Source organism: Saccharopolyspora kobensis (assembly GCF_900108315.1).
Classification (GTDB): Bacteria; Actinomycetota; Actinomycetes; order Mycobacteriales; family Pseudonocardiaceae; genus Saccharopolyspora; species Saccharopolyspora kobensis.
On record NZ_FNVB01000007.1, the window covers coordinates 332,626 to 344,955 of the forward strand.

Genomic DNA, 12,330 nt, shown 5'->3' on the forward strand with positions numbered 1-12,330 from the left:
CGCTTCTGTACCGTCTGGACGGTACAGATCAATCGAGGCCGTGTAGAGATGACCAACCTGAAATCGCCCAGTACTTCCCGCAGGCAGTGGGCCGCGCTCGGCGCGCTGCTGCTGCCCGTCCTGCTGATCTCCGTCGACAACACGGTGCTGAGCTTCGCCGTGCCGCACATCAGCGAGGAGCTGCGCCCGAGCGGCGGCCAGCTGCTGTGGATCGTCGACATCTACTCGCTGATGCTCGCCGGACTGCTCGTCACGATGGGCACCCTCGGCGACCGGATCGGCCGTCGCCGCCTGCTGCTGATCGGCGCCACCGGCTTCGGCCTGGCCTCGGTGCTGGCGGCGTTCGCGCCCAGCGCCGAACTGCTCATCGCCGCCCGTGCCCTGCTGGGCGTGGCCGGTGCGACGCTGATGCCCTCGACGCTGTCGCTGATCCGCAACATCTTCACCGATCCGCGCGCCCGGACCACCGCGATCGCCGCCTGGACGGCGACCTTCGCCGGTGGTGCCGCGTTCGGACCGCTGCTCGGCGGCCTGCTGCTGGAGCACTTCTGGTGGGGATCGGTGTTCCTGATCAACCTGCCCGTCATGGTGCTGCTGCTGATCGTCGGGCCGCTGGTGATCCCGGAATCGCGCAACCCGAACCCGGGCCGCTACGACCTGCCCAGCGCGGGGCTCTCGCTGCTGGCGATGCTGGCGCTGGTCCTCGGCGTCAAGGAGTTCGCCGGCGGCGGCTCGCTGGCGCTGCCCGCGGTGGCCGTGGCGCTGATCGCCGGGTGCGCGTTCGTGCGCAGGCAGCGCAGGCTCGACGACCCGATGCTGGACCTGGGCCTGTTCGCCAAGCCGCGGTTCAGCGTGGCGGTGGCCAGCAACCTGCTGGCGGTGTTCGTGATGGTCGGCGGGCTGTTCTTCATGACCCAGTACCTGCAGCTGGTGCTCGGGATGTCCCCGCTGCGCGCGGGCCTGGCGCTGCTGCCGGGCATCGGGCTGTCGGTGGTCGGCTCGCTGGTGGCCGTTCGGCTGATCCGCCGGGTGCGGCTGGCCGAGCTGCTGGGTGCGGCGATGTTCGCGACGGGCCTGGGCTACCTGCTGATGGTGCTGCTGCCGTCGGAGGGCAGCGCCTGGCTGGTGGTGGTGGCGTTCATGATCGTCGGCGTCAGCGCGGGGATCACCGAGACGGCCACCAACGACACCATCATGAACACGGTGGCCCCGGAGAACGCGGGCGCGGCCTCGGCGATCTCGGAGACCGGCTACGAGCTGGGTGCGGCGCTGGGGACGGCGGTCCTCGGCAGCGTGGTGACGGCGGCCTACCGCAGCCACGTCGACGTGACCGGCCTGCCGGAATCCATTGTGGACGCAGCGCAGGACACGCTCGGCGGTGCGCTGGCGGTGGCCGGTGAGCTGCCGCTGGAACAGGCGGTGGCCCTGCGCGACTCGGCTGCGCACGCCTTCACCCACGGCGTGCACGTGACCAGCGTGGTCGGCGCGGTGGTGCTCGCCTTCGCGGCCTTCCAGGCCTGGTGGGTGCTCTCCCGCCGCTGATCGGCGAGGTGGCGGTCCCGTTCGGGGCCGCCACCTCGTTCGTCCACTGAGGACTCCAGGAGTCCTTTGCTCGCAACGGTTGCGGCCTGTTGGTGCTCGCGAGCCTGGTCTCGGTGGCGGATCGACTGGAACCGGCGTTGCTGCCAGGCTGGGCACCGACGAACCGGACCGGGGAGCGGATCCTATGCGCCGAGCACGCGGATGGCTGGTCCTGCTGAGCGCTGCCGTGCTTCTCGGCGGCGCCGTGAGCGCTTCGGCCAGCGAGGACGAGGGCGCCCGGCCCGGTGACTGGCCCAGCTGGCAGGGCGATCCCGCCGGGTCGCGGTTCAACGGCGCCGAGGACCGGATCACTCCCGAAACCGTCGATGGGCTGAAGCTCAAGTGGGCCTTCGCCTACCCGAAGACCGGCGCATGGGTGAAGAGCCAGCCCGCGGTGGTCGGCGACGACGTGTTCTTCGGCGGACCGGACGCGCGCTTCTACGCCGTCGACGCCCGCAACGGCCAGCTGAAGTGGCAGTTCGATCTGGCATCGGTGGACCCGGCTCCGATGGACGGCGTGGCGTTCAACGGGGCGACCGGGCCAGCGGTGGCCGAGGGCAAGGTCTTCTTCGGCGACAGCCGCGGATACGCGTACGCGCTGGACCAGCGCACCGGCGAGCTGATCTGGGCGGTGGACACCGAAGACCACCCGCGCGGCTGGCACACCAGCTCGCCGCTGTACCACCAAGGCCGGATCTACCTGGGCTCCTCCAGCGCCGAGCACGGCGGCGGGCCCGACTACCCGTGCTGCACCTTCCGCGGGCACGTCGATTCCCTCGACGCGAAGACGGGCGAGCTGATCTGGCGCTACTACACGGTTCCCGAACCGCAAGCGGTCGGCACCTGGCCCAGCGGAGCGACCTGGTACGAGCCCTCCGGTGCGGGAGTGTGGGGATCGCCGGTCATCGACGCCGAAACCGGCACGCTGTTCGTGGGCACCGGGCAGAACTACTCCGGCAACGGCGGCGACTTCGACACCCTGCTGGCGCTGGACGCCATCGACGGCACGCTGCGCTGGAAGCAGCAGGTCACCGACGTCGACAGCTGGCGGGATCTGTGCAACGTCCCCGATTCGGCGGGCTACTGCCCGGGTCTGCAGGACGGCACCGCACTGGACTTCGACCTCGGGGCGAGCCCGAACCTGTTCCCGGTGCAGGGCCGCACGCTGGTCGGCATCGGGCAGAAGAGCGGCGTCTACCACGCTTTCGACGCGCGGACCGGTGAAGTGCGCTGGCGCAGGCAGCTGTCGGTGCCGTCCCCGCTCGGCGGGGCGACCGGGCTCCAGTGGGGTTCCAGCTACGACGGCGAACGCCTGTACGCGGCGAGCTACTTCGCCGACCCGGGCACCTTGAACGCCATGGATCCCGCCACCGGCGAGGTCGTGTGGACCACGCCCAACCCGGCCGACGGTTGTGACTGGGGTGGTGCGGCCGAGCATCCCGACCAGTGCGTGCTCGCGCACACGCCCGCGGTGACCTCCACGCCGGGCCTGGTCTACGAGGGCGGCACCGACGGCAAGATGCGGATCTACTCCGCCGAAACCGGCGAGGTGCTGTGGGAGTACGACACCGTCCGGGACTTCGCAGGCGCCAACGGGTTGACCGGGCGCGGAGGCTCGATCGCCGGCAACGGCGGCGCGGTCGTCGCCAACGGGACGCTCTACGTCCAGACCGGCTACGAGCCGATGTACCCGAGCGAGCACGGCAACGTGCTACTCGCCTTCGACCTGCCCTGATCCGCGCGCGAAAGCGCCGGCTGCTGCTGCCAGCGCGGCAGTTCCGGCCGCCTGCGCGGGCAGTTCCGGGTCGGGCGGGGTGCCGAGCAGCACCAGCTGGTGGTAGAGCGGTGCGGTCGCTGCGATGAGCAGGGCGCGCGCGTCGGTCCCGGCTTCCAGCTCGCCGCGCTGAACCGCCCTGTCGACGACGATCCCGCAGCGCTCGTAGCGGTCTTCCCACAGCCGCCGCAGCGCGCGGGCGGCCTCCTCGGATCGGAAGGACGCCGCGATCAGCGCCGTGGCGATCGAGGGGTGCTCGGTCAGCGACGTCTGGATCTCCTGGTTCAGCGCGGTGAGATCGCCGCGCAGCGAGCCGGTGTCGGCGGGCTGCCAGTCGTCGTCGCTCGTCGAGTCGAGGAGATCGGTGAGCAGGCCGCCGACGTCGCGCCAGCGGCGGTACACCGTGGTGCGGTGCACGCCGGAGCGCGCCGCGACGGCATCCACGGTGAGGGCGTCGTAGCCGTTCTCGGCCAGCTCAGCGCTGACGGCGGCGAGCACCTGGGCGCGGTTGCGGGCGGTGCGGCCACCGGGCCGGGGCTGTGGCGTGGAACTCATCGTCGGCGGTCCAGTTGCTCGGCGGGACGGGATGCGCTTATCCTAACGCAACTGTTGTCGCACTAGTGAGGTTGCCGATGCTCAACCGAAGCGTTCGTCCCACCCCGCGGTTCCCGCTGGCCGCGTCCCCCTCGAATGCTTCGGAGTCCATGCATGCCAACCCAGATCACCGCGCTCGCGGTCAGCAAGTCCTTCCACGGCAGGCCCGTCCTCGACGCGGTGAGCTGCTCGCTCGCCGCGGGTGAGCGCACCGGGATCATCGGTGAGAACGGGTCCGGGAAGTCCACCCTCCTGCGCCTGTTCGCCGGAACCGAGCAGCCCGACCGCGGCGAAGTCGTCGTGCACGCCGACGGCGGCGTCGGATACCTCGCGCAAGACGAACGGCTACCGCCGCAGCTGACGGTCCAGCACGTCATCGACCGCGCGCTGGGCGACCTGCGCGCCATCGAACGTCGGATGCGCGCACTGGAAACCGCCATGGCCGACGGCGACGAAACCGGCCTGGCCGAGTACGGCGAGCTCACGACCGCATTCGAACTGCGCGGCGGCTACGACGCCGACGCCCGCGTGGAACGAGCCCTGCACGGTCTCGGACTCGGACTGGTCGACCGCGACCGCACCGTCGGCGGGCTCTCCGGTGGCGAACAGGTCCGGCTCCGACTGGCCGCCCTGCTGGCCGCCGGGCCGGAAGTGCTCCTGCTGGACGAACCGACCAACCACCTCGACGACAACGCCGTGCACTGGCTGGAAGAACACCTGCGCACCCGGCGCGGCACCACGGTCGCGGTCTCCCACGACCGGGTCTTCCTGGAACGGATCGCGACGAGCCTGCTGGAGGTCGACGCGGACCGGCACTGCGTCGTCCGCTACGGCAACGGCTACGCGGGATTCCGCGCGGAGAAGGCAGCGGCGCGCGAGCGCTGGGTGCAGGCCCACGCGCAGTGGCAGGCCGAGACCGCGCGGCTCCGCGAGGTCGCCGCGACCACCGCGCGCGACGTCGCGCCGGGCCGGGCGATGCAGGACAACAACAAGATGGCCTACGACCGGGCAGGCGGACGGGTGCAGCGATCGCTGGCCAGCCGAGTCCGCAACGCCGAAGAACGGCTGCGCCGACTGCTCGCGGAACCCGTGCCAGCGCCACCGGAACCACTGCGGTTCACCACGACCCCGCGATCCGGTGGAGTCGGAGGAACCGTCCTCGACGCCACCGACATCGCGGTGGCCGGACGGCTCGACCGGACGAGCGTTGCGGTCGAAGCAGGGCAACGGCTGCTGATCACCGGCCCGAACGGAGCGGGCAAGAGCACCCTCCTGCGGGTGCTGGCCGGAGACCTCGCGGCTGACCGCGGCACCGTCGTCCGCCGCGGCCGGATCGGCTACCTCGCACAGGACCCCGGGCCCGTCGTGCCGGGCGAGACGCTGCTCGCGGCCTTCTCCCGCGGGCGGCCGGGAGGCGCCGCGCAGCTGCTCTCGCTGGGCCTGTTCACCAGCGCCCAGTTCTCGACGCGCGTCGAGAACCTCTCCACCGGACAGCAGCAGCGGCTCGCGCTGGCACGGCTGGTCACCGAGCCCTCGGACGTGCTGCTGCTCGACGAGCCCACCAACCACCTGTCGCCCGACCTGATCGAAGAACTGGAAGCCGCCTTGGCCGACTACCGGGGCGCGCTCGTGGTCGTCAGCCACGACCGCCTGCTGCGCCGCCGCTGGCAGGGCGAACACCTCGCCCTGCAGGCCTCGGTGTGCGCCTGACACCACTCACCCCAGCGAAGGAGACCCCGCTGTGCCAAGCATTCCCGCGGACCCGACAGTGCTCCACCCGATGCCCGACCAGCCGCGCGTGGTGCTGCTCAAACCACTCGTCACATCACCGCTCATCGAAGTCGGGGAGTTCACCTACTACGACGACCCGGACGACCCGACCGCGTTCGAAACCCGCAACGTCCTCTACCACTACGGCCCGGAGAAGCTGATCATCGGCAAGTTCTGCGCGCTGGCCACCGGAGCGCGGTTCATCATGAACGGCGCCAACCACCGCGTGGACGGGCCGTCGACCTTCCCGTTCCCCACCATGGGCGGCTCGTGGACGGAGCACTTCGACCTGCTCACCGACCTGCCGAACCGGGGCGACACGGTGATCGGCAACGATGTCTGGATCGGCCGCGACGTCACGGTGCTGCCCGGCGTGCGCATCGGCCACGGCGCGATCATCGGCACCGGATCGGTCGTCACCGCCGACGTGCCCGACTACGGCATCGTCGGCGGCAACCCGGCCCGGCTCGTCCGAACCCGCTACGCGGAACCGGACATCGCCCGCCTGCTGGTGGTGGCCTGGTGGGACTGGTCGCTGGAGCACATCACCGAGCACGTCCGCACGATCATGTCGGGCAGCATCGACGACCTCGAAGCCGCAGCCCCCTGATCACTCCGGGCGCAAGCGCCCGAGTTCCCCGCCACGACGACAGTCACGGCTCTGCGGGACGAGCTCGGCGAGATCACTCGGTCGACGAAATGTCAATACCTCAAGTAGTTTCGCGGCCATGCCACAAGGCGCTCCGTTATCGCGTCGACCGCGCCGCGACGATTTCGATCGAGCACTCGACCGCTTGAGCACCGAAGGTTGGCAGGTCGTCGATGACGAGCGCTTCGAATCCGACACCGCAACCGCGGGGATGTTGAGCATTCCCAGCGACCTGCCCGACCACTTCGGCCCGGACGGCACGCTCGTCGAGGACATCACCCTCCGCTGGCGGGAATGCGAGACGTCCATGCTCCAAGCGGCCTTCGCCCGCGAAGGCCTCGTGCTCTCCGTCCCCGGCCAGGGACCCGAGGAGCACGACGCCCTGGTGGGCATGGACTCGGAAGGGCTCGCCAATGCCTACGAAGACGCGATGCGGAAACTCATGGCCGCGGCTCACGGCACCGACGAACCGGCGGAAGGCACGGTGACCTGCCTGGCCACCGACATCTCCTCGGACCTCCGCAGGATCGCGGAAGCATTCGACCGACTCACCGAACATGGCTACCTCGCCGAACCCGCTCTCTGGCCGACCAACTCGGGCTGCTGGCAGCGCATCCTCGCCAGAACCGAAGGCGAGCAGTCACCCAGGGCGGTCTTCTGGAACACCCAGAACCACCGGGACTGCTTCGACCCCCGCGGCGACCTGGTCGACGAGCTCTACGTGCACTGGGCGGGAGAGCGAGATCTGATCGCCGAGATCCTGGCCGGCACCGGACTCGCGGTGCGGGTGCCGAGCAATGAGAGCACGACGTTCGTCCTCTCCGCGGCCGACGGGATCTCATCGACCGATGAGCTCGACGTCGTCCTGGAATCGGCCGGGGACGACCGGCTCCAGGTCATCAAGGCCGTCCGCCAGGTCGTCTCCGGGCTCGGTGTCGCGGACGCCAAGAAATTGGTGGAGAGCGCCCCGAAACCGGTTCTGACGGAAGTCGCCACGTGGGCCGCCGAAGCCGCGAAGAAGAAGCTGGAAGCCGCAGGCGCCGAGATCAGCCTCAAGCGTTCGAGCGCCACGTGCACGACCGGCGGCTGATGTGCGAACGGCCCGAAGCCACTAGCCCGGCCGGACACGATCTGTCGTTGATCACCCGTATCGGTGAAATCCGGGCGAGGTGGGCGGGTCAGTGCTGGTCCGGTGATCTCACGGGGGGTAGTGGTGTGTCGCGATCGGTGAACACCGGTCTGCGGATGCATCGAAGGGAACAGGACATGGCCCTGACCAAGGACCAATTGGTCACCGAACTCGCCGAAGTCGTGGAGGTCTCCAAGACGACGTCCCGAGCGGCACTCGAAGCCCTCGCCGGCATCGCCGCGGAGCAGCTGAGCAGCGGCGAGGAGATCACCCTGCCCGGCATCGGGAAGCTCAAGGCGGTGGACCGCCCCGCGCGGACCGGCCGGAACCCCGCCACCGGTGCGGAGATCAAGATCCCGGCGAAGCGCGTGGTCAAGTTCGTCCCGAGCAAGAACCTCGACGAGACGGTGAACAACTAGCACGTGGTCGCGGTGGAGCCTCCGGAAGCCGCAGGCTCCACCGCGCGGCCGTCACCGGTCGCGGAGCCTGTCCCGAGCCGCCTCTTCCGCCGGGTCCAGCTCCTCCAGCGCGACCTGGAGCGCACCCATCGCCACCCCGGTCTGCATGGCGAACCGCGCCTGGGCGATCGGCCGGGACAACGGGTTCCGCTCGTAGGACGCCGCTGTCTGCTCCGCCGACTGAATGGACCGCACAGCGGAAGCGAGATGGTGCTGCAGCCGCTCCGAGTCGACGTCGAGCAGCTCGGCGGCGCAGGAGGTGACCTTGTCAGCGGCCCCCTCAAGCTCGCCGGCGCGCTCGATGCAGGACGGCGTCGTGAAGGTCGCCAGCAGATCCCGGACCTCCCGGAGCCCTGCTGCGGCATGTGCGTGCATGCGGCCCATCTTGCCTGATCCGGAAGCTGTTGATCTCGGGGCGGACGGGCTCGCCCCGCTGCGGCAGTCACCGATCTCGTCGGCAACGCCGTCCGGGCGCGCACCGCAGGTGGAGCCGTCAGTGTGCCGGAGGACGGCGTGGGCTCGCGCTTCGACTTCCTCCGGGTTTGAACGGCTTGGTGATGTGGGCATCGCCACTTAGACGGAGCCCGTTGGTCGACGGGATCACGGTGGGCGTTGAGAACCGGCAACGGCACCGGAGCGCTCGTTCCGCTCAACGGCCGGAGCCGCTGGATCACCTCGAAGACGTCCAGATCCAGCAGCACCACGTCAAGGAGCGCTAGGGCCGAGGTGCAGAGTCCCTCCTGCTCCAGCGCCTCACCGGCAGGGTGCAGAGGTCGCCTCGAACCGGTCGAATCGCCGGGCGGCGGCCAGAAGTCCCGCACCGTGGAATCACCGTCCACGGTGAGCAGATCGGTTACGGGGCCCAGATACCGCGCTGAACCTCTCCGGACAGCCCTGTCACCTCGGGTAGCTGCGCGAGTGTCACACCTCGGCCGGAGTGGGGACGGCGAAGTGCGGCGCCATGGCCGCTGCTGATTCGCTCGACTTCGGCCGGACTTTCGGTTGCGGAGGCACAGATTTCGATGAGATGCGCCTCGACCGGCTCCATGGACGCCGTCGATGTCGGTGTCACGTCCGGTCGTGTGCACGCGGACGCGGCACACCACGCTGCCGAGGGGAACGAAGCCCGGAGATCGGGTGCGGGATCGAGCATCACCGGTCACGCGCAGTTCCGCGTGCCGGGTCGGCAGGCCGAGTCCGACGTTGTCCTCCAGCTCGGCCGGAACGACTGGTGGCACTGTGGAACCGCTCCACCACGAGGTCGATCGGCCCGGTTGTTGATCGCGAGAACACCGACAGCGACGGTCACCAGACCGTTGTCGTGCCAGTACGGCGTGCCGCTGTCCTCGGGATAGGCCCCGCGGCCCGGCAGGGAGAGCTGGTGATGGGCTGACGTGGACTGTGCCCGACATCTGGAGCACAGGCCGATCAGGCCAGGCCGGAAGCGCCTCGTTCCGGGCGTAGCGGGAGCGAAGACGAGCTCCACTGGATCCGCCGCAGGAGCGCCACGAGCGACCAGCACGCCGCGAGCCCGATCGACGCGGGCGGCCGAATCCTCACTTCTCACCCGAGCAGGCCAGGGCCAGCCGGGGTTCGGGACGACCGCCCGGATCGCCGGATCGATGGGCGTGCGGGGGTGGCCGCCCGGTGCGGGCGGCTCAGACGAGTGTTTGCGGTTCCTCCGGCTGGCGTGGTTGTGGGATCAGCTGCTGGAGGAGCGCGTTGTGTTCGGTGCCGGTGGGCCGGCCGCCGGGTCTCGGGCTCCGCATGGAGTCCACTGTGGTGGGTGCCGCGAAGACGGGACGGTCGTCCTCGATGGTGATCGTCCAGTGCTGGGCGTGGATGGCCCGGTGGTGGTGACCGCAGAGCATGACGAGGTTGTTCAGGTCGGTGGCACCGCCATCGATCCAGCTCTCGACGTGATGCGCCTCCGGCGTTCCCGGCGGGCGGTCGCACGCGGGGAACGCGCACGTGCCGTCGCGCAGGAGCAGTGCGGCACGCAGGTGGGGCGGTGCGGTCCGCTCGGCGCGGCCGACGTTGAGGGGCAGCCCGTCGCTGCCGAGGACGACGGGGAGGATTTCGGCATCGCAGGCCAGCCGTCGGACGGTGGCGGCGGTGATGGGCTGGCCGGTGGAGGTGAGCGTGCCCGGCAGAACGCGCTTCCCGGTGTCTTGGAGCGTGCGGGTGAGGTCGTCGTAGTCGATCGTGATGGTGATGTGCGGTCGCTGGCCGCCGGACCGGGGGAGCTGGTCGGAGGCCAGCGCGATGTCCAGCAGGACGTCGAGGGCATCGGCGTTGCGCTGGCCGGGACTGCGGAAGTCCGGCTGGCCGTCTTCGGCGGGCAGGGGCGCGGCCAGCGGCTGGAGCGCGGCGCGGAACTTCGCGCCGGCCTCGCGGGAGAGGCGCGCGTTGATCACGGTCATCCCGTCGGCATCGGTGCCGTAGTGCAGTTCCCGCAGCGCGTGCTGGACTTCCTCGGTGCGGAAGGCGTTGTCCTCGTCGAAGTAGTAGCGGACCCGTTCGGCCAGCGTCGCCAGGTCGTGCGGGCTGTGGTCGCGGGCGTAGTCGGCGAGCACGGCTTCGGCCTGCCCCAGCTCGTCCGGGGTGCACACCGGTGCCATGCGGCGCACGCCGTTGATGATGGTCCGGGCGTGCGCGACGGTGATCGCGCCGGTGGTGATCGCGTCGGCGACGGCGGGTAGTTCAGCGGGAACCGGATCGCCGTCGGCGGTGGTGCTCTCGGTGGCCATCCGCGCCACCAGCACCCGGGACTTGGCCTCCCCGGCGGCGATGTTGAGCTTCTCCCGCACCCACGTCTGGGTCTTGCGCGCACCCTGCGCTGCGGGAATGCCCCGCTGCTCGGCTTCGGCGATGGCCCGCAGCTGCAGTGCCATCGCGGCCCGCATCACGGCCTCGGTATCGGCGATCACGGCCACCAGCTCAGCATCCGAGCACGTCGCAACAGTCGACTGTGGACTTCCACCGTCCACACCCGACCCCGACAACATCGCCAAGACATCCATGAAATCCACGGTGCCAGCGTCGAACGCCTGTTTCACCACACGAACAGGTGTAAACCACCTCGCCGACCGAAAGGGATCGCTGGCCTCGCCCCGAAGGGAACCAGCTCCTCCAACGCTGATCGGTCATCGGCAACCGGCTGCTGCGGCAGAGCGGCCTCCGTCGATCACCAGACCGGGAGGCCGCGGGCGCAACGGCCACGAACGCCGGGGCGGTGCCGGTGGGGGAGTCGGCCGCTCCACCCCACCGGCACCGCTGGCCGGTCAGCCCCAGGGGGTGTCGTCGCCGGGGGCGGCCGCGATCGACGCCGGAGCCTCGGAGGTGGTGGCGAGCGCGGTGGTGACCGGGACTGCGGCGGCCAGGACGGTGAGGGCGATCGCGAGCTTCTTGAAGAAGGACATTGCTGCTCCCGTGCTGTGTGACGTGGCTCTTCGGGTGCCGGCTTCGTCGTGAACCGGAACTGCCGATGACGTTAGGGAGCGGACTTATCAGGCCGCCGTCGCGCGGCTGTCATCTCCCCATCGCCACCGCCGCGCGGGGTGATGGCGCGGTGATAGGCCGCTGATGGGGCGGTTGTGGAGAGTCTGTTTCGCACGGGGTCGGACATCGGGGTCGGCCGCCTTCCGGAGAGGAGCGGGTCAATGCTGCGGAACGCCTCCGGATGGTCTCGCTGGTTGTTGCGCGATCCCGATCCCGGCAGCCGGGCCCTGCTGTTCGCGCTGCCGCACCCGGGGTGCGGTGCCGAGACCTACCGCAGGTGGCCGCGCACCGTCGGCCGCTGGGAGGTCTGCCCGGTGCAGCTGCCGGGCAGGGACGTGTTCGCCAGGCGCTCGCGTCCGGCGTGCTTCCAGCAGCTCGCGGCGGAGCTCGCCGGCGCGCTCGGCCAGTACTGCGGGCGCTCGCTGGGCTTCTTCGGGCACGGTGCCGTGGCTCTGCTGGGCTACGAGACCGCGGTCCGGATGGCCGGGCGTGAACCGGTGCAGGTGTTCGTCTCCGCGCAACCCGCGCCGGGGTGCGGGCCGGATCGGTTCGACCGCGCATCGGATGCGCTGCTGGCCGAGGTCCTCTTCCGGGTGCTGCTGGAGGTGGGCGGGAATCCGCTGCCGTCGCTGGTGGAGGCCCGGGTCGGGGTGTTCCGCGACGACCTGGCCGCGGCCGCCGCCTACCGGCCGGTTGCGGCGTCCGACCGGGCCCGGGTGACCGCGGTCGGGTGGGCCGACGACGCGGTGTCGTCGGTGTGCGGGTGGCACGAGTTCGGCGGCGTCGCCGCGCACGTGCTGCCGGGTGATCAGTTCAGGTTCCTGTCGGCGCCGGTCGCGCTGCAGCGGGTGCTGGATCCCGCGCAGTAGTCCGC

Annotated in this window: 10 protein-coding genes and 1 pseudogene; 7 read left to right on the plus strand and 4 right to left on the minus strand. The window is 70.4% G+C overall.

Annotated features, from left to right (window positions below):
- Nucleotides 1-48: 48 nt before the first annotated feature.
- Both C4T78_RS24400 and C4T78_RS24405 read left to right on the plus strand, forming a co-directional pair.
- Nucleotides 49-1,542 (plus strand): MFS transporter, encoded by a 1,494-nt coding sequence (locus tag C4T78_RS24400; protein ID WP_093354854.1) that lies wholly within the window; start codon nt 49-51, stop codon nt 1,540-1,542.
- A 184-nt stretch (nt 1,543-1,726) separates the two neighbouring features.
- Entirely contained in the window at nt 1,727-3,316 is a 1,590-nt protein-coding gene (locus C4T78_RS24405) for an outer membrane protein assembly factor BamB family protein (RefSeq protein WP_093354851.1), read from the plus strand.
- Here C4T78_RS24405 and C4T78_RS24410 read toward each other — a convergent pair.
- Nucleotides 3,293-3,910, minus strand: a complete 618-nt coding sequence (locus C4T78_RS24410; protein ID WP_093354849.1) for a TetR/AcrR family transcriptional regulator — start codon at nt 3,908-3,910, stop codon at nt 3,293-3,295. The two genes, C4T78_RS24405 and C4T78_RS24410, sit on opposite strands and share 24 nt — an antisense overlap.
- Nucleotides 3,911-4,063: 153 nt before the next feature.
- On the opposite strand from C4T78_RS24410, the gene abc-f reads away from it, so the two are divergent.
- From abc-f to C4T78_RS24430, 4 genes and pseudogenes are all read left to right on the plus strand, one after another.
- Nucleotides 4,064-5,659 carry a ribosomal protection-like ABC-F family protein gene (gene abc-f / locus C4T78_RS24415; RefSeq protein ID WP_177247662.1) on the plus strand — a complete coding sequence of 532 codons (1,596 nt, stop codon included), beginning with the start codon at nt 4,064-4,066 and terminating at the stop codon, nt 5,657-5,659.
- Nucleotides 5,660-5,729: 70 nt separating this feature from the next.
- Nucleotides 5,730-6,329 carry a CatB-related O-acetyltransferase gene (locus C4T78_RS24420; protein WP_093355265.1) on the plus strand — a complete coding sequence of 200 codons (600 nt, stop codon included), beginning with the start codon at nt 5,730-5,732 and terminating at the stop codon, nt 6,327-6,329.
- An 886-nt stretch (nt 6,330-7,215) separates the two neighbouring features.
- Nucleotides 7,216-7,458 (plus strand): annotated as a pseudogene (locus C4T78_RS37115) (ribosomal protein bL12); the annotation flags it as partial.
- Nucleotides 7,459-7,634: 176 nt separating this feature from the next.
- On the plus strand, nt 7,635-7,916 hold the full coding sequence (locus C4T78_RS24430; RefSeq protein ID WP_093156217.1) for an HU family DNA-binding protein: 282 nt from the start codon (nt 7,635-7,637) through the stop codon (nt 7,914-7,916).
- Nucleotides 7,917-7,967: 51 nt separating this feature from the next.
- On the opposite strand, the gene C4T78_RS24435 is transcribed toward C4T78_RS24430, so the two are convergent.
- The 3 genes from C4T78_RS24435 to C4T78_RS36515 form a co-directional block, all read right to left on the minus strand.
- Complete coding sequence (locus C4T78_RS24435; protein ID WP_093354843.1) at nt 7,968-8,330, minus strand: hypothetical protein; 363 nt, start codon at nt 8,328-8,330, stop codon at nt 7,968-7,970.
- Nucleotides 8,331-9,613: 1,283 nt separating this feature from the next.
- Nucleotides 9,614-10,885, minus strand: a complete 1,272-nt coding sequence (locus C4T78_RS24440) for an HNH endonuclease signature motif containing protein (RefSeq protein ID WP_235863650.1) — start codon at nt 10,883-10,885, stop codon at nt 9,614-9,616.
- A gap of 354 nt (nt 10,886-11,239) precedes the next feature.
- The gene (locus tag C4T78_RS36515; RefSeq protein WP_177247661.1) at nt 11,240-11,377 is read right to left on the minus strand and encodes a hypothetical protein; all 138 of its coding nucleotides are present in this window, start codon (nt 11,375-11,377) and stop codon (nt 11,240-11,242) included.
- Nucleotides 11,378-11,617: 240 nt separating this feature from the next.
- Here C4T78_RS36515 and C4T78_RS24445 point away from each other — a divergent pair, with 240 nt between their 5' ends.
- Complete coding sequence (locus C4T78_RS24445; protein WP_093354841.1) at nt 11,618-12,325, plus strand: thioesterase II family protein; 708 nt, start codon at nt 11,618-11,620, stop codon at nt 12,323-12,325.
- The last annotated feature ends 5 nt before the right edge of the window (nt 12,326-12,330 follow it).

Excerpts from the sequence above, each read along its gene's own strand:
- C4T78_RS24400 (WP_093354854.1), top strand. The coding sequence starts at position 49 with ATGACCAACCTGAAATCGCCCAGTACTTCCCGCAGGCAGTGGGCCGCG.
- C4T78_RS24405 (WP_093354851.1), top strand. The coding sequence starts at position 1,727 with ATGCGCCGAGCACGCGGATGGCTGGTCCTGCTGAGCGCTGCCGTGCTT.
- C4T78_RS24410 (WP_093354849.1), bottom strand. The coding sequence starts at position 3,910 with ATGAGTTCCACGCCACAGCCCCGGCCCGGTGGCCGCACCGCCCGCAAC.
- abc-f (WP_177247662.1), top strand. The coding sequence starts at position 4,064 with ATGCCAACCCAGATCACCGCGCTCGCGGTCAGCAAGTCCTTCCACGGC.
- C4T78_RS24420 (WP_093355265.1), top strand. The coding sequence starts at position 5,730 with ATGCCCGACCAGCCGCGCGTGGTGCTGCTCAAACCACTCGTCACATCA.
- C4T78_RS24430 (WP_093156217.1), top strand. The coding sequence starts at position 7,635 with ATGGCCCTGACCAAGGACCAATTGGTCACCGAACTCGCCGAAGTCGTG.
- C4T78_RS24435 (WP_093354843.1), bottom strand. The coding sequence starts at position 8,330 with ATGCACGCACATGCCGCAGCAGGGCTCCGGGAGGTCCGGGATCTGCTG.
- C4T78_RS36515 (WP_177247661.1), bottom strand. The coding sequence starts at position 11,377 with ATGTCCTTCTTCAAGAAGCTCGCGATCGCCCTCACCGTCCTGGCCGCC.
- C4T78_RS24445 (WP_093354841.1), top strand. The coding sequence starts at position 11,618 with ATGCTGCGGAACGCCTCCGGATGGTCTCGCTGGTTGTTGCGCGATCCC.